Source organism: Caulobacter sp. GW821-FHT12A07, from assembly GCF_058807655.1.
Genome location: NZ_JBXAQX010000014.1, coordinates 137,348 through 154,522, shown reverse-complemented (window position 1 = coordinate 154,522; position 17,175 = coordinate 137,348). Strand labels below are relative to the sequence as shown.

At 65.4% G+C, this 17,175-nt stretch carries 13 protein-coding genes; 5 read left to right on the top strand and 8 right to left on the bottom strand.

Going from position 1 to position 17,175, the window contains the following annotated elements:
* Window positions 1-121 precede the first annotated feature (121 nt).
* Window positions 122-2,893: an exo-rhamnogalacturonan lyase family protein gene (locus tag AC1RRS_RS22645; protein ID WP_492857141.1), complete on the bottom strand. Its 2,772-nt coding sequence runs from the start codon at window positions 2,891-2,893 to the stop codon at window positions 122-124.
* A gap of 116 nt (window positions 2,894-3,009) precedes the next feature.
* Window positions 3,010-4,155, bottom strand: coding sequence for a pyridoxal phosphate-dependent aminotransferase (locus tag AC1RRS_RS22640; protein WP_492857140.1), 1,146 nt, complete (start codon window positions 4,153-4,155; stop codon window positions 3,010-3,012).
* Between the two features lie 91 nt (window positions 4,156-4,246).
* Here AC1RRS_RS22640 and ybaK point away from each other — a divergent pair, with 91 nt between their 5' ends.
* Complete coding sequence (gene ybaK / locus AC1RRS_RS22635) at window positions 4,247-4,720, top strand: Cys-tRNA(Pro) deacylase (protein WP_487290505.1); 474 nt, start codon at window positions 4,247-4,249, stop codon at window positions 4,718-4,720.
* On the opposite strand, the gene AC1RRS_RS22630 is transcribed toward ybaK, so the two are convergent.
* The 5 genes from AC1RRS_RS22630 to AC1RRS_RS22610 form a co-directional block, all read right to left on the bottom strand.
* Window positions 4,717-5,394, bottom strand: coding sequence for a hypothetical protein (locus tag AC1RRS_RS22630; RefSeq protein ID WP_492857139.1), 678 nt, complete (start codon window positions 5,392-5,394; stop codon window positions 4,717-4,719). The genes ybaK and AC1RRS_RS22630 overlap by 4 nt on opposite strands.
* A 67-nt stretch (window positions 5,395-5,461) precedes the next feature.
* Entirely contained in the window at window positions 5,462-6,466 is a 1,005-nt protein-coding gene (dusA, locus tag AC1RRS_RS22625) for a tRNA dihydrouridine(20/20a) synthase DusA (RefSeq protein ID WP_492857138.1), read from the bottom strand.
* A gap of 161 nt (window positions 6,467-6,627) precedes the next feature.
* Window positions 6,628-6,903, bottom strand: coding sequence for a helix-turn-helix transcriptional regulator (locus tag AC1RRS_RS22620; RefSeq protein ID WP_492857137.1), 276 nt, complete (start codon window positions 6,901-6,903; stop codon window positions 6,628-6,630).
* A gap of 496 nt (window positions 6,904-7,399) precedes the next feature.
* Window positions 7,400-8,341: an HNH endonuclease family protein gene (locus AC1RRS_RS22615; RefSeq protein ID WP_492857136.1), complete on the bottom strand. Its 942-nt coding sequence runs from the start codon at window positions 8,339-8,341 to the stop codon at window positions 7,400-7,402.
* Window positions 8,338-10,533 carry an AAA family ATPase gene (locus AC1RRS_RS22610; RefSeq protein WP_492857135.1) on the bottom strand — a complete coding sequence of 732 codons (2,196 nt, stop codon included), beginning with the start codon at window positions 10,531-10,533 and terminating at the stop codon, window positions 8,338-8,340. Before AC1RRS_RS22610 ends, AC1RRS_RS22615 begins: the two co-directional genes overlap by 4 nt.
* A gap of 548 nt (window positions 10,534-11,081) precedes the next feature.
* On the opposite strand from AC1RRS_RS22610, the gene AC1RRS_RS22605 reads away from it, so the two are divergent.
* Genes AC1RRS_RS22605 through AC1RRS_RS22590 form a run of 4 tightly spaced genes read left to right on the top strand, consistent with a single transcriptional unit; the run spans window position 11,082 to window position 15,526 of the window.
* Complete coding sequence (locus AC1RRS_RS22605) at window positions 11,082-11,537, top strand: BglII/BstYI family type II restriction endonuclease (protein ID WP_492857134.1); 456 nt, start codon at window positions 11,082-11,084, stop codon at window positions 11,535-11,537.
* 2 nt (window positions 11,538-11,539) lie between these two features.
* Window positions 11,540-12,847: a hypothetical protein gene (locus AC1RRS_RS22600; RefSeq protein WP_492857133.1), complete on the top strand. Its 1,308-nt coding sequence runs from the start codon at window positions 11,540-11,542 to the stop codon at window positions 12,845-12,847.
* The gene (locus tag AC1RRS_RS22595; RefSeq protein ID WP_492857132.1) at window positions 12,840-14,669 is read left to right on the top strand and encodes a DEAD/DEAH box helicase; all 1,830 of its coding nucleotides are present in this window, start codon (window positions 12,840-12,842) and stop codon (window positions 14,667-14,669) included. Before AC1RRS_RS22600 ends, AC1RRS_RS22595 begins: the two co-directional genes overlap by 8 nt.
* Entirely contained in the window at window positions 14,666-15,526 is an 861-nt protein-coding gene (locus AC1RRS_RS22590) for a protein NO VEIN domain-containing protein (RefSeq protein ID WP_492857131.1), read from the top strand. The genes AC1RRS_RS22595 and AC1RRS_RS22590 overlap by 4 nt, the downstream gene beginning before the upstream one ends.
* On the opposite strand, the gene AC1RRS_RS22585 is transcribed toward AC1RRS_RS22590, so the two are convergent.
* Entirely contained in the window at window positions 15,527-17,152 is a 1,626-nt protein-coding gene (locus AC1RRS_RS22585) for a DNA cytosine methyltransferase (RefSeq protein WP_492857130.1), read from the bottom strand.
* Window positions 17,153-17,175: the final 23 nt, after the last annotated feature.

Sequence of the window (17,175 nt, the reverse complement as noted above, 5' to 3'; positions counted from 1 at the left end):
GGATCAGTTGTTCCGCTTTCGCGGGGATTTTACGGAGGAAGGGGATCGAGCACAGCGCCCAGTCTCGCCCCTTCCACCACTTCGTGGTCCCCCTCCCCCGTTGCACGGGGGAGGAGCAGGTTCAGAACGCGTCCTTGCCGGCGTCGCCGCCGTTGGAGCGGCGGGGGGCGGTGGGGAGTTTGGCGCGGGCGGCTTCCAGGGCGTCGCCGACCAGGGCGAGGTTCTGGATCGCCGCCAGGCCCCATTGCGAGCTGGCGTTGGTCGAGACGCGGGGGATCTCGACGATCGGCTCGATGACGGCCGGGCCCTCGATGCGGCGCTCGGTGGCCACCGCGCCGATGCCCAGGCCCGCATCGCCGCTGAAGAACTCCAGCCAGGCGCGTTCGGCCAGGGCCGCGTCCTTGCGCTGGAAGGCGGCGTAGGCGGTCAGGCGCGAATGGCCTTCCTTGAGGTTTCGCCCCTTGGCCGGCGCGCCGGTCTTGGCCCGGAACTCGGCGTCCGAAGCGTTGTAGAACTGGCAGTAGTCGAGCCAGGCGTTCTTGTAGGCCGGGTCGTCGATCAGCTGGAACAGCTCGGAGTGGACCTCGACCGCGCCGAACACCGCGTTGAGGTGCGAGACGCTGACCTTGTCGCCCGCGCCCAGGAAGCGGCCGGTCTTAAGGTCGAAGTCGGCGCCGCCAGCGAACCACTGCTGCTTGAAGCCGGCGATGCTGTCCATACCGGCCAGCAGGCGGTCGCGCCAACGCTTGTCGCCGGTGCGCTCCCACTCGGTGAGCCAGGCCGCGGCGAAGGCGCTCCAGCTGGTGCCGAAGCCCATGTCGACGACGCCCGGCGGATGCGAGGCGGGACCGCCCGGCAGCTTGCGGCTGATATCGACGCGGCTGAGGGTCTCGTCGGCGCCGATCAGGTCGTGCATCAGGTCGCCGACCCGCTCGTCGGCGGTCAGGTAGTAGTAGTAGCGGCGATAGGCGGCGTTGGAGACGCGCGGCTGCTTGGAGCTGTCGGCCCAGTGCTGGACGCCGTGGCGCGTGCCGAAGCCGCGATAGGGTCCGAGATGGCAGACGTCGACCTCGCCGGTGTGGCGGGTCATGGCCTCGGCGAAGCGGAAGACGTCGGCGCGGCCCGAGCGCACGAACGACAGCCACAGCCACAGGTCCGGCGACAGCTCGGAATTGGCCCAGGCGAAGCCGCCGATGTCGTAGCGCCAGACGTGACGGTCGCTGTCATAGGTGTGCATGACGTCGCCGTGGTTCCAGAAGCCGTACCAGCGGCGCTGTTCGACGTCCTTCATGTAGAAGTCGAGCAGGCCGTCGTTCTGGTCTTCGATGACGCGGCGGGTCGGGGTGGAGCGATCGACCAGGCTCCAGTCGCCGAACACCTGCGCCGCCTTCAGGCGGGCCGGCGTGGCGACCAGGCGCGGGGCGGCGCGCAGGCGGCCGGCCATGGCCGCGAACTCATCCCGCGACGGGGTGGTCGGCAGGGCCCAGAGGGTGATCTCGTTGGTGCGGGCGATGCCCAGCGGGCGACCCCAGCCCTTTTCGTAGTCCTCGTAGGTGATCTCCAGGCCTTCGCGCTCGGCGGCGTGATCGGTCTGGCCCAGGCCGTCATGATAGAAGCGCAGGTCCATGGCCGGCGCGTCCGGCGACCACAGCCAGATGGTGAACTCAGCCGCGTCGGTATGGGCGTGGCGGATGTCCAGGCGCGTGGGGCAGCGCTTCCAGAAGTCGGTCAGGGCGAAGGCGACGCCGCCGCTGGCCCCGCCGATATAGCCCAGGCCCGTGGCCCGGCCGCTGGTCACCGCGTCGATCCAGCCGTGGCCGGCCTTGGTGCGCTTGCGGATCGAGAAGCCGTCGGAATTGGGCTGGCTGAGCGTGAAGTCGCCCCAGGCCGGGATCAGGTCGAGGCGCTTGGAGACGGTCGGGGCCATGCCCTCCAGCCCCGGGGTCTTCTGGCCGGCCACCTGGGCGTCGCGCCAGGCCTTGCCGGGATCGCGGCGCAGGCCGGTCAGCGGGCGCACGCCCTCGCCCCATACGCCGTCGCCCTCGCCCGAGAAGCGGACGTGACGGTCATAGAGGGCGTCGGTCAGCGGGGCCGCGCCAACGAGGCCGAGGCCGCGCAGGAAGTCGCGGTTCTCGTCGCCGTCGAAGATGAAGCTGTGCATGATCCGCAGCGAGCGGGCGCCGGCATGGACGTAGAGGCGCAGGGTGAAGGGCAGCCAGGCGCGCTCGCCCTGGCGGTGCTTGCCTTCCAGCTTCACGACGGCGCGGACCGGGCCCTTCTGCTCGACGGTGACGGCCGTGACCTCGCCCTCGAAGCGGGTCTGGGTGACGGGGCCGTCGTCGAGGTCGGGCTTGTCCTGGGTCAGGGCCACCAGGCGCACGTCGCGCAGGGTCTCGCGGCCGGCCACCGTGGCGCGGGCGATGACGTTGGGACCCTTGCGGGGGATCAGCCAGGACTGCTCGCCGCTGACGATCTCGACCGCGTCGGCCGTTTCACGCACCGAAACCGCGGCAGCGGGAGCGACCGGCTTGCCGGGCTGAACCTTGAGGGCGACGGCGCCGAGGCCGGCGCCGGCGGGGATGGCGTGGCCGGTCCACTTCAGCGAGCCGTCGGGCCAGTAGGCCAGCGGCCAGGTCTGGACGGGCACGGGCTGGCCGTCGGCGCCGGCGATGGTGAAGGTCGTCCTGGCCTTCTGGGCGCGTCGCGGCCACGGCAGGCCGAAGGTCTGGCCCTCGTGGGCGGCGGGCGGCGCGCCGTCGAGCCAGCGGACGCCGTCAGCGTCCAGCGCGACGGGGGCCGGAGCGGCGGCCTGAGCGGCCTGGGCGGCGACGGGGACCATGGCCCCGGCCACGGCGGCCGTGCGCAGGAAATCGCGGCGGTTGAAAGGATCCATGGCGGTGCGCCCTCCCGTACCGGGGCGGTCGAGACGCCGCGCAGACGGAAGACTACCCGCCCATTCAACACCGGAACGAGCGCAGGTTTATTCTCACATAATGGATAGTCAATGCATTATTTGGAATATGCTGTTTGAGCCGCGAACCACGGCGTGATGCGCTCCAGCGCTTCCTTCACCAGCGGCGTCGATACCGCGAAGCTGAAGCGGATGAAGTGTCGCCCCTCGACCGGGTCGAAATCGAGGCCGGGGGCCGTCGCCACGCCGGTCTCGCGCAGCAGGCGCTCGCAGAAGGCCAGGCTGTCGTTGGTCAGGTGGCCGATGTCGGCCCAGATGTAGAACGCCCCGTCCGGCGGGGCGATGGCGGTCAGGCCCAGGGCCGGCAGGGCGTCGAGCAGCAGCTGGCGGTTGGCGCGGTAGACGGCGACGTGGCCTTCCAGCTCGTCGCGGGCGTCCATGGCGGCCAGGCCCGCGTGCTGGCTGAGCGACGGCGCGGTCAGGAACAGGTTGCCGACGAAGGCGCGGGCGCGGACCACGAGATCGGCCGGCGCGACCAGCCAGCCGAGACGCCAGCCGACCATGCTGAAGTACTTGGAGAAGCTGTTGACGATCAGGGCCGTCGGCTCGAATTCCAGCATCGAGTGGGTCGGGCCGACGTAGCTGAGGCCATGATAGATCTCGTCGGAGACGATGCGGATGCCCCGCTCGCGGCAGACCTCGGCGATCGCTTTCAACTCCTCCGGCGGAATGATGGTGCCGGTGGGGTTGGCGGGGCTGGCGATGATCACGCCTGCCGGGGCCGGATCCAGCGCCGCCAGGGCCTGGGCGGTCAGCTGGTAGCGGCTCTCCGGACCGCAGGCGATCTCGACCGGCGTCAGGTGCAGGGCTTTCAGGCTGTTGCGGTAGGCGACGTAGCCCGGCCGGGCCAGGGCGACGCGGTCGCCGGGCGAGAAGGCGCTCGACAGGGCCAAAACGAGCGCCGGCGAGGCGCCGCAGGTCAGGATGACCTGCTCGGCCTCGATGGCGACGCCGTAGGTCTCCTGGTAGTGGCGGGCGATGCGGGCCTTGAGCGCCGGGCTCTCCCAATAGCCCATGCCGTCGCTGTCGAGCACCTGGTGGGCGCGGGCGATGGCGGGCGCGGGGGCGCCGGTCGAGGGCTGGCCGAACTCCATGTGGATGACAGAAGCGCCCTCCCCCTTCAACTGGTGCGCCAGGCGGCTGATGCCGATGGCGTGGAAGGGTTCGATCTCGGCGCGGGTCATCGGCAGGCGGTCCGTCGGAAAACAGAGGCCGACTGCTAGACGGGTTTTGCGGTTTGCGCCATCAACCGCGACAGTTGAAGGGGGATGACCGATGTCCAAGAGCACGCCCGCGACCCTGGCGCTTTCCAAGGCCGGCGTCGCCTTCGAGGTGGCGACCTACGACTATGACCCCAACGCCGAACGCGTGGGCTTGCAGGCGGCCGAAGCCCTGGGCGTGGAGCCCGGCCAGGTGCTCAAGACCCTGATGGCCCAGGTGGACGGCAAGCCGGTCTGCGTGATCGTGCCGTCCGACCGCGAGGTCAGCATGAAGAAGCTGGCCGCGGCCTTCGGCGGCAAGGCGGCGGCCATGATGAAGCCGGCCGACGCCGAGCGTCTGACCGGCTTCAAGGTGGGCGGGGTCAGCCCGTTCGGCCAGCGCAAGAAGGTCCCCACCGCCATCGAGGACGAGGCCTTCGTGCTGGAGCGCGTGTTCATCAACGGCGGCCAGCGGGGACTGCAGGTGCTGCTGGCCCCGGCCGACGCGATGGCGGCGGCGGGCGCGATCCGGGCGGCGCTGGTGGCTTAGAACCGGTACGTCAGCCCGATCTGGGCGACCGGGAAGTACTTGAAGTCCTTGGCGTCGTCGCGGACCTCGGCTTCTTCCTCGCGCAGGCGCTGCTGGAAGGTGGGGTCGTTGGAGAGCGTGCCGCCCGAGGCCGTCAGGTCGACCTTGGGGCTGTCGCTGAACGACACGCCGCCGAGCACCCGGAAGCCCCAGCCGCCCTCGTCGCTGAAGGTGTTGTCCCAGCCCAGGCCCAGGAACGGCTGGGCGTCGGACAGCTCGACATCGCCGGTGATCGTGCCGATCTGGGCGGGGGTGAAGGTCGCGCCGCCGATCTGGGTGTTCTCGGTGGGCGTGCCCGAAAGGTTGATCTTGCGCTTGCCGAAATAGCTGCCGCCCGAGACGAAGAAGCCGCCCTGCATCGGATGCCAGTCGAGGAACAGGCCGGCGGTCTTGGACTTGACCTTGCCGGTGTAGGCGACGCCGCTGTAGGTCTCGTCGTGGTCGAAGTCGAGCCAGTCGCCGCCGCCGCGGACCACGAAGCTGTCGTTCAGGCGATACTGGGCCTCGAGCCCGATGCCGGGCGTGCCGATGTTGCCGCCGACGGCGAAGTTTCCGCCGTCCTGGGCCAGGGCTTGAGAACCGGCGGCCGCCAGCAGCGCCGCGCCGACACCCGCCACGAAAAATCGAATCTTCATTTCAGGACGTCCCTTGAAGTCTTGTTCGGGCGGCAAACCCTTGAAAGACGACAAGAGTTCCTAAGGCTCAGCCTGCGGCCGGCTCCAGTCCCCTCGCCTCGCGCTCGTCGACGGCGCGACGGACGGCTTCCAGGGCCTTGTCGACGACCGCGATCCCCGCGCCCTCGGCCACGCCCTCGACGGTGAGGATCCGCCGCCAGGCGCGCGCGCCCGGCAGGCCGTGGAACAGGCCCAGCATGTGGCGGGTGATCCCGGCCAGGCGCCAGCCCTCGGCCAGGCTGCGCTCGATATAGGGGCGGTAGCGTTCGACGGCCTCGAAGGGCGAGACGTCGGGCACATCCAGGCCATAGACGCGGCGGTCGACTTCGCCCAGCAGGCCGGCTTCGTGGTAGGCCGCGCGGCCCAGCATGACGCTGTCGACGTGCCGCAGGTGCTCCAGCGCCGCGTCGACGTCGGGCACGCCGCCGTTGATGGCGATGAACAGGTCCGGGCGCTCGCGCTTGAGCCGATAGACCAGCGGGTAGTCGAGCGGCGGGACGTCGCGGTTTTCCTTGGGCGACAGGCCCTGCAGCCAGGCCTTGCGGGCGTGGACGATGAAGCTGGTGACGCCGGCCGCGACGCACTTGTCCACCAGGGTGAACAGCGCCTCCTCCGGATCCTGGTCATCGACGCCGATGCGGCACTTGACCGTCACCGGCACCTTCACGGCGTCGGCCATGGCGGCCATGCACTCGGCCACCAGGTCGGGCTCGCGCATCAGGCAGGCGCCGAACCGGCCGCTCTGCACGCGGTCGGACGGGCAGCCGACGTTGAGATTGATCTCGTCATAGCCGTAGTCCTCGCCGATGCGGGCGGCGGCGGCCAGGTCGGCGGGCTCGGAGCCGCCCAGTTGCAGCGCCACCGGATGCTGGTCGCTCGAATAGCCCAGCAGCCGCTCGCGATCGCCGTGCAGCACGGCGCCGGTGGTGACCATCTCCGAATAGAGCAGCACCTGCGACGACAGCACGCGATGCAGCGACCGGCAGTGGCGGTCGCTCCAATCCATCATCGGCGCAACGGAAAATTTCGTCATAAGTCTTTGATTTTATTCAATAATTTTCACACCAATCACTCCATTGGAGAATTGGACCGACAGAAACCGGACTGAAGGATTTCAATAAGTTAGCGGAATTCGAGGTGCGAGAACACACTCAAAATCACGCTCACTGTACACGCGTTGTACACGCCGAGCGCCTAATTGCGAACAGGACGGGGACGCTTGCTCGTCGAGCTTAACGGCGCTGGATGACCACCGAGTGGATCGGCCGTATGCCGCTTTGTTCCTGCGTCGGCCCAAGCCTGCAAATCCGCAAGGGCATAGACGACTCTACCTCCCAACTTGCGATAGAGCGGCCCTCCTCCCGTAGTACGGAGCTTCTCCATAGTTCTGGGTGAGAGATTTAGAAAAGCCCCGGCTTCATGCGTGCGCAGGAACTTGCTCGGAAACGCACCGTCACCACTATCTGCCATGAGAATGCTCCGCCCACCCAAAATGTTACAGTATAACACTATAAGCGAAGCAACCGGCCAGTTTTACGCGAACGAAGACCGCCGCACGCTCCCCGGCCTCAAATCACGAGGCATTTCACCGGGATCGCGCTTCCGCGCTGCGCCAGGAACGGATCTTAGCTCGTCTCCAGCAACTGGACGCTCAGCTACCTGTCGGGTCGCCATGATCTCGTCTACGCGCGCGAGAGAGCGGGTCGATCCGGCACCTTCGGCTTGTCGCGTTGGTCGACGGCCCTGGAAATCGGGAACTCCGGTCTCACCCGCAACGACGGGGTATTCCTGGGCCGTCTCAGGCGGCGATATCTCAGCCACCGAAGTCTGGAACGTGTATTACCGACGTGGCCGGGCAAGGGCGTGGTCCTGGTCGTTACCACGACTGTCCCCCGTCAGCACCAATGACAAAGGTTTGAGGCAAATTGGTGGGCGCACCGTGGGGTCTAACACGGCCAGCCCGCGTTCAGGCTCCCGCCGGTACGGGGGCTAGCGCTTCGTCGAGATTGACGCCGCGCGCGGCTGCAAACTCCACGATTTCCTGCGTCAGCTTGCGTACAAAGGCGCGCGCCATTCCCGCGAACGGCTGGTTGGGCTCCCCAGCGCCCGACATGTCCTCGATAACCATGTTTATCCCGGTCATAACCCCAATGAAGGTCGCCAAACCCGTCTCTGGACCGAGCTTGTTCAGTTCCTTGAAGATTCGAATCCGCTGCACCTTCAGTCGATCAAGGATTGCGGTGCGGCTCTGCACCAAATCCATCCGGTTAAGCGCCACGCAGGCGATGGTGGCGTCGCCTTCAGCGCTGAGGCCTGCAGGGCCCGCCGCCGGCACCACAACGCTCAGCTCGCAATCAAAGCGCCATTGCAGTTCCGGTTCCGGGTCGGTGCGGGTCGGATCGATCAGCAACGGACCTTCAGCGGCATGGTCGTGCGACTTGGCGACCAATCGCGCCCCCGCCACCGGGAACTGCGTCGCTTTCCCGTGGAGATCGGTCGGTTTGGTGAGAAGCAGCGCCTTGGCTTGTTCGACCGTCATGTCGGCGGTGACCACATGCTGCAACAGAGCCTTGTTGCAGCCGGGGCAAGCCGGCAGGAGGTTCGTCCACTCAAGAGCTAACCACCAGTAGCCAGGATGGTCGCAGCCGGCCACGCCGCCCTTGGGGCGGTAGTGCTCGACTTCAAATGCGCCTTTGCCCACGTATGTTTCGCAATAGGCGCACTTCCAGTGGAAAGCGTTTTTGAGCGAGGCCTTGACGTCGTCGCCGCTGTAGCGCGTGAAGTCGCCGTAGGCAGCCTGCCCGGCTGTCCAGGTATGATAGAATAGCTCGGCCGCTTCCATCTGCTTGACGGACGCATCGGCGGCCAACGAAGCAGGTACGTCGGCCGGACGTTCGACGAAGATCATCCGCGGCCGTCTCCCCGCAGGGCCGCGACCACCGCGCGCAAGGCGTCTTCGCTCACGTCGGGTCGAAGCTCGTCGGCCGGCCTTTCCCGCGTACGGATATACTGTCGCATGGCGCGTTGAAGCAGCTGTTCCTGCGCATCGTCGCCAATCGCGATATGCTTGATTAGAGCCTGGGCCTGGGGCGAAACCCCGTCCGCGCCGTCCCGTAATGCGCGCACATGCTTCGCCAACTCTAACTCGGCCTGAGGATCGCTGGTGGAGAAGAGCCCGAAATAATCGGAGGTGAGAATCTGATCGGCGCGCATACCCTTGATGCTCGGCAGATTCTCGAGCAGCGCGACTCGCCCGCCGGCCGTCCGTTGCAGCACGACCACCTCGCCATCCTCCATGCCGCGCAGGCAGAGCGGATCATGGGTCGTGACGATGAACTGGACCCGAGGCAGGGCGCGTTTAAGGGCCGGCATGATCGACATCTTCCAACGCGGATGCAGGTGGGTCTCGATTTCGTCGATCAGGACGACGGCCTCGGCCTCCTTCAAATAGCGGAAGTGGGCGCTCAGCTGCCGCACGATATCGGCTACCATGACAAACACCGACCGATAGCCATCGCTGAGCCAGTCCAGCGGCACTTCGCGATCGTCCAGGCGAAGGCAAATTTGGCCTGCGGGGCTTCGCACCAGATCGTCGTCGTCACTGACAGCTAGGACGATGCGGATGATCTGGGCCACCTCATTGAACCGATCGACGTCGAGCTGGCTGAGCCACGCGCCGGGATAGGGGATGGTCGCGGCCGGGGAAAAGAGCGTCTGGACTCGTCCGTGCGGCGTGTGGGCGCGCCGCGACTTCGTCCGATCGAAGAAGCGCCGAGGACCGTAACCCAGCACCACCGCTCGGGACCGTTCTGCTTCCGTCACCCGGTGGGTCTCGGCCTCGAGTTCGAACCGAGCCGGGGGCGCATGGTCGAATTCCACAGACGCCCTCGCATCGGTGAGGGGGACCTGGTCCAAGGCCTCGTCGAAACGCCGGCGCAAGATGTCGGTTGGCTGGAGGTTCAGTGCACTGGCCGCCTTGGCGCCGATCAAGGCCAAGGCGATGGCCTGCAGGATGCTCGACTTGCCGACGGCGTTTTCGCCCAGGAGCATCAAGCACGGCGCGGCATGGCGACGACGTCCAGCCTCAAGCTGCAGCTTGAGGCGTTCCACGCCCTTGAAGTTCTCGATGGCGATGGACGCAATGCCGCCCGTGAACGCCTCTCTTTGTCGGGCCCATGTCCGGTCGGGCTCGATCTCCTCGTCCGCCTCGCGATAGGTCTCAGGGACGGGGCCGCCACGCGCATCCAGCCGTTCGAGTTGATCGAGCCGGCGCAGCAGCCTCTCGCGGTCCGCTTGCGCCATCTCCGACCCCAAGGCCAAGCCGAGTTGAAACGCCGATTCGTTGACTGACGTGCTCAGGGCTCGTCCGTCGAGGCGGATGCCCCTCAGAAGACGTCGCAAGAGGCTTAGCCTTGCCCCGGCGTAGGAGCGGCTCGGCGCGAACAGCGAGGTGAACTCCGGGTCCGCGGCTGCCGATTGGATCGCCGATCGCAGCTCTCCCAGGGTCTGCCGCATCGCGTGAGCGCGGAGATCGACGAGATGTTCTCGGTTCAGCTGCAGAATGTCGACCGTCACCTTGCCGCGCTTGTCGCGGGGCACGCAGACGCCATTGAGACGAAAGTCCAGGTACTTGCTGGGCTCCTCGTGGGTGGGATCGATCAGAAGCGGCCGTTCCAGACGCCGGATTTCGGCCAGCGATGCCATGAAGGGGGCCCGTTCACTCGCTAGCGGAAAGAGCGAGTTCTTGTGGTAGGCGCATTCGTTGCAAAGGAGGATCAGGTTGTCGGCCTCGTAGGCGAGCCAGGCATAGTAGTCGCGGTGCGGCCGGCCTCGGAGATCGCGCGCCGCGTCGAGAGGCCGGAAATGGTCGACCGACTCCACGCCGAGCGGGTCCATTTCGCAGAATGCACACTTCCCGAAGCTGCGCTTGGCGACGGCCTGCACTATGTGCTCTTGGCGTAGCACGGCCGCGTCGAACGGCGCGCGGCGCGAGGCCCGCTCGGCGGCGGGCCGGCGCAGATAGTAGATGAGCACCGCCTGGGCGCGCCCGACCGCCGAATCCTCACGCAGGTCGTACGATATGCTCTCGAGCTTGATCAATGCGCCACCTCCGGCGCCGATCTACCGCAAGTCGTTTCCGTGCGCCCCCGACCGCCACGATAGTCAGCCCGCCCCGGATGGAAAAGCCCTGTCTTTCTCCGCTGTCAAGCACCACTGTCTCCTCGGAGGCGCGCGTGGCCCCGACCATTTTCAGCTCGACCATCCCGATGCCGCTGCGGCCTGCTTCGGTTTTCCGGCGAGCGCCCTGCCGGCCAGTGCAGGCCCGGCCAAGGACTGCGTGATCGCTCCCACCCACATGGTCTTCAGCGGGGCGTATGGCATTGTCAAAACCGGCTACATGCCCAGGCCATCCGGGCAGCTGCCTTCCCAGCAGTGCTGCGCCAATAGCGGAGACATTAGGTCCGACACCGAAGCAGGCATGCGATTTCATGCCGGAATTCGTGTTTGTTCAGACCGTTCGCAACCTTGACGGTTTTGAAGGCCGCTGACATCCGCTAGGTCTTGAGTGATTTTCGGCGCTTGCGGCTAACGATTCTCGAGGCGCACGTGACGCATCACTGGAATTCCCTCTATCTGAAGACAGCATCATGAAGGCCTCACTGCACAGTCACTGCGCCGGTTCTGAACGCGTTCCACCCCACATCCTCGAAGAGGTCCTCTCGGCCGCAGAAGCTGTCGACATCCGCATCGAACGCGGCGCCGCGCCGCGTATCCGCGACCAGTTTGTCGCCGCTCTGCGGCTGAAAGGCTGGTCCAGCGAGGTGACGGTTGCCCGCGGCTCCGACATGAGCATCACCTCCATGCGTGAAGACATCGGCCTGTGCCTTCAGACCGGCAATATGGCGCGCATGTACGCAGACCTGATGAAGCTTCAGACGCTCTACCTCAATAACGCCATCCAGGCCGCTGTCCTCGTCTTGCCGTCCCAGCCCATCGCTCTGGCAATCGGCGACAACATCGCCCAGGCCACGCGTCTGGAGCGCGAGCTCGAAATTTTTCGCAAGGCCTTCTACGTCCCGACCCTGGTCGTCGCACTGGAGTGAACATGCCAGAGATCGATCTTCCCGATACGCCTAAAGGCTCCCGGTTCGGCTGGCCTCGCCCCGCCCGCCTGGAGGAATTCAAGACGCGGCTTGAGGCCAAGGGACTGGCGACCGACCGGGTGGTGTTTCAGGGCCTGAACCAGGACCTGCCGATTATCCGCATTCCGATCGATCTTCCCAAATACCGCCTGGTCAACGGACGGACAGCATCTCTCCAGGTCGAACATCTCGCCCTTAACGCGGACCTGCGCCCGGACCTCTTCACCGGCGATCCGGAGATGTGGGACGCGCAGGAGGTACAGCATGAGCTTCTGCTCAAGCTAGGCCGACTATCCGATCTGGACGGATATTTCGAAGATTCGGCCAACAGGCAGGTGAACCCGCTGCTACTCGACGAAGAAGGCTTCGTCGTTAACGGCAACCGCCGCCTGTCCATGTGGCGCCAGCTCCTGCACGACGACCCGCAAAAGTATGGCCATTTCGAGCACATCGAAGTGGTTGTCCTGCCTCATGCGACGGAGAAGGACATCAACCGACTGGAGGCGCAGCTCCAGATCGAGAAGGACATCCGGGCGGACTATAGTTGGGACGCTCAGGCCAATATGATGGTCGCTAAGATGGAGCGCGATGACATCAAGGCCGAGGAGCTCTGCAAGCTCTACAAGATGAAGGACAGCGAATTCGCCCAGTTGCTCGATATGCGCGCTTACGCCGACGAATATCTGCGATCACGCGACAAAGCGAACCGATGGTCGGAGGTGTCTGGGCAGGAGCACACCTTCCAGCGTCTCGTCCAAAGCAGGTCCAAGCTCTCCGGCGTGGGGCGCAAGGAAATCTTTAAGGAAGCCGCCTTCGCCCTCATCGACGATCCCGCTGCTATAGGCCGTCTCTACATCGCTATCCCGGAACTGGCGGCCAATCTGGATAAGGTCGTTGAACGGCTCGCGAGTGAACTGGACTTGGAGACGACTACGCCGGATGACGGTCTCGACGATCTGTTCGGGGGTGGTCAGGACGACGACAGTGACGCCCAACAAGCCGGACTGATCCAAGCACTGAAGGACCCAGCCCAACGCGCGCAGGCCCGCGAAGCGATCGGAGAGGTTCTGGAGACCGAGCGACAGGTCAAAAAAGATGTGAAGAAGGCCGGCTATCTGCTGGACCAGTGCGCCAAGGCGAACAGCTTCCTGACGGCCGCAGCCAAGGAAGGCCTCAGACCGGAGTCCAAGCTCACGGGCGTAGCCAAGCAGCTCGATGAGATCGAGACACGCGTCGCCACCATTCGCGCCTATCTGGCCGAACATGCTTAACCTCGCCTACCGGGGCAAGGACGGCCGGGCCGTTTTCACCTGGGAGGCCGGGGACGGCGCGAACGTCTGGTCGGCGATGCTCACCCGCGTCGCCTATGACGCGAGCCCGGACACCACGCTCGAAGGCGTGGCTGGGTTTTCTCTGCCGTGGTGGGCGTTCGTCGGCGCCCGCGACCAGTTTCTGCAGGTCTTTCGCGCCAATCGGCTGAAGCTCGGCTCAGGCCTTTCCATCAACTCCGAGGCAACGGCCCTTCTACAATCGTCCCAGCGCGCCGCCGCGAGCTATTGGGCGGCCTCGGACGCATCGCCGCTGCCTTTGGATGAGTTGAAGGCCTCGCTTGAAGCTTCGGGGTTCGGTCGCAGCCTGTCCGAACACCAAGCTCCGAATGTGGCCCGCCTCGCCGCTCTGCCGGCAGCAGCGACCTTTTCGGTTCCGGGTGCCGGCAAGACAACCGAAGCTCTGGCCTTCTTTACGCTTCGCGCACAGCCCGGCGATCGCCTTCTGGTGATCGCACCGAAGAACGCCTTCGCCGCCTGGGACGAACAAATTCTGGAGTGCCTACCCAACACCCCTTGCAGCTTCGTGCGGCTACGCGGTGGCCGCGATCGCATTCGCGCCGCCCTTGAGACGGACCCACCGCTCATGCTGATGACCTATCAACAGTTGCCGAGGGTGCAGGACCTGATCACCCAGCACCTCGCCCAACACCGGACCTTCGTCTTTCTGGACGAAAGTCATAGGATCAAGTCGGGCGTGAACGGAGCTAGCGGACGCTCGGTCATCGAACTGTCGCACCTGCCGATCGGCAAGCTGGTCATGAGCGGAACGCCCATGCCCCAGTCGCCGAGTGATCTCATCCCGCAGTTCCAGTTCCTCTATCCTGAGGTTCGCGTCGAGGAGGAGACGGTTGTCGATCTGGTGCGACCGATACATGTCCGCACCAATAAGAAGCAACTCGATCTTCCCGAGGTCACCCGCCGTCTAGTGCCCTTGCCGATGGCCCCAGTTCAGCGAGAGCTTTATGAGTTGATGCGCCTTGAGGTCGCCCGCGAAGCCTCTGCCGTGCTGGACGCCCGGGGCCGGCAGACCTTTCGGGCCCTCGGGCGCTCCGTATCCCGCCTTCTCCAATTCGTCTCCAACCCCTCGCTCCTCGCGGCTCAGATCGGCTTTGCTCACCACGACCTCCTGGCGGCCGTGCTCGCTGAGGGCGAGGGCCCCAAGCTAGAATACGTCCTCAAGCGGGCGCGTCAGCTTTCGCGCCAGGGCCACAAGGTGCTGATCTGGTCGTCCTTTGTCCGCAACGTCGAGTATATGGCCTCCCGGTTGGCCGATCTGGGCGCGGTCTATATCCACGGCGGGGTGGATGCTGGCGACGAAGATGATGCCGACACCCGGGAAGGAAAGATCAAGGCCTTCCACGACGACGACAATGTCCGGGTGATGGTGGCCAACCCGGCGGCCGCCAGCGAGGGCATCAGCCTGCACCGCGTCTGCCACCATGCGATCTATCTGGATCGCACCTTCAACGCCGCACACTACCTTCAGTCGGAAGACCGGATTCATCGCTTCGGCCTGCCAAAGGATCAGGAGACGGTCATCGAAATCGTCGAATGCACCGAAACGGTCGATGAAACGGTCCGCAACCGGCTCGGCTTCAAGATCGGCGAGATGGCCAAAGCGTTGGCGGATTCGTCCCTAGCGCCGGACCCCATCCCGATCGACCCGGTCCAGGTCGGAACCGCGGATGTCGAGGACTATGTCACTGGGCTTCAGCTGGATGACATCCAGGCGATCGCCGCTGATCTGGGTCGGCCGGAGTGACACTTCTACTGTCCCCCGGCCTGGCCCAGGCGGGCATCGCACTGCTCGACCTGCTACAACGGCGCCCCCTGTCTGCGCTGGAACTGATTTCCGGCCTTCCCAAGGTAGGCGGAATGTCCTCGACCGCCGCTTTGGCGCTGGCGGAGGCGCTGACCTGGCTGGACATCAATGAGGCAGGTGAGCTGCAGGTTTCGGCGTCGGGTCTGAAGGTCCACGCCGCCGAAGGATATGAAGCGGCCCTGCGCTGCATCCTGCTCCACTATGTCGAGACCCAGAACCCCGACTGGCTCCAGAACGCTGTGTACGGCCGCTCCCGGGTTTTGAACTTCTGCCCTGTCGGGGTTCGTCAGATTTTTGTCGAAGCCGGTCTGGCCGGTGCGCCGAGCAACGAGGTGGTGGACTTCTGGGATGGGCTCGCCAGCATCGGTCGAGGGCTTCAGAAGGATCATCTTCTCGCCATCGGACGCGAAGGTGAGCGACTAACGCTGGCCCATGAAGAAGCTCGCACCGGAACCCCGCCTCGCTGGGTGGCGATCGAAAGCAACCAGGACGGCTATGACGTGCTCTCGGTCAAGGCAGCGAACAACCGCGCCTTTCTCTCCATTGAGGTCAAGGCCAGCCGGGGCGGGATGAGCGGAACGCTGCACCTCACTCGGCATGAATGGGAGATCGCGCTCGATCGCCCTCTCCACGTGTTCCATCTCTGGGATTTGTCGTGCGCTCCACCTAGACTAGCAATCGTCGGAATGGATGAAATGGAAATCCATATTCCGATGGACGCTGGTGCAGGCGGCTGGGAAGCCGTCGAAGTTCCCTTCACGGCCTTCGAGACCCTCTTTGGCCCAGCCCTGCCTTGATCAGGCCACCGACTTCTGAAGACGGTGCCAGGGCAACGTGTTGAACCAAGCCCCAACCAATAGCCCGCTCAGAATAGGCAGAGCGTGGGTGGTCAACTTCTTGGATCCGGGGATGCTGTCCCCTTCCTCGCCCTCGGCCGCTGCCTCCATCACATAGCCGATGACCGCGTGCTGCTCGTCGGTCGCGGCGGAGAGCAGTCGCTGGTGAACCTTGCCGGCCAGCTCGCCTAGGAGGTCCACGACCTGATAGGGGCGGAGACCGCCAGCGCGGTGCGACCACGCGGCCTGGAGATTGTCCGGGGTGCTCGTCTGCAGCACCTGACCAGCGTTGGCGAACTCGACACCCAGAGCCATCATCAAGGACCGCATCAACGGTGACTTGCGCAGCTCCCCTAGTAGATCGCCATCAAGGGTGATCTCGCGAATATCGATCGAGGGGCCGAAGAAAAAACGAACCTGCCAGTCCTGCTCCAGTCCCCGTCCGTTGGCGAGCTCGAACCTCATGCCGCTCTTGAAACGCAACCCCGGCAGGGCAGCCCGGAAGCTACGGCCCGCCGGATAGATGCGGCCCTCCGTCGTCGGCGGCGTCACCGGTGCCTCCGCCTCAGGTCGATGCAGGCTCAAACCGACCTGCGCGTAGGGAACCAAGTCTTCAGCCGAGACGTCCTGGGCCGCTTGAGCGACCAGATAGGTGAAGGTCGGCGGAATAGCGTTGCCCACCATCTTCGCCTTTTCCGGGAAGGAGCGTGCATAGAATTGGTAGGTGATCGGGAAGCCCTGGAGGCAGGCGCGCTCCCGGATGCTCAGCCGGCGGAAGCCGACGTCGTCATCACCGATCACGATGCTCTCGCGCGAGACGCGGGTGCAGGTGGCAGTGACGGTCCGGGCCGGCAAATCCATCACGTCCGGGAAGGCCATATTGTTGTAAACCGGATGATAGGTCTTGGCCTCTCGATTCATGCGGAGCTCCTCCGCATTGAGCGTGCCTTCGGCCTCCCGTTCCGTCACCATCGCCGCAGGCAAGGCGCAGCCCCAGACGGGATCGACGACATCGCTACTGGCGGCGATCGCCTCGACGACATTGCCCAGGGTACGCCGCGGCAGACGAGGCCGGTAGGCCTTGATCAGATCGAACGGAATATTGCCCGCGATGCAGCGACGACGCGACTGAGGCGTCCCGTAGTCTGAGAAGTCGATAATCTCGATCTGCATGCCGAGGTCGCGGAAGCGATAGAGCGGATGCTTGGCATCCGCCATTCCCCGCTTGAGCACCTGGGCCACCCGCGGCACATTCTCGAGCGCCCAAAACTTCGGGTTCAGATGCTCCACGACCTCAAGGAAGCAAACAAGGTCCTTGAGCCCCTCGTCGAGGTCGCCTCCCCCGCCCCGGTTCGAATAGGAGAACTCCGTACAGGGCGGACTGCCGACGACTAGATCGATATTCGACGGCAGGTCTTCCAGTCGCAACTGACGGACATCAGTCGGCTTCAGCGCACCGCCGTGATTGCCGTTATGGGTATCAACCGCAGGCTGCCACCACTCATAAGAGGCCACCACCTCGACGCCGGCCAGGCGCAGCCCAAGGCTCCATCCCCCGATACCGGCATAGAGGTCGATTGCACGCACCAAGGATCGCTCCAGCGCGACTC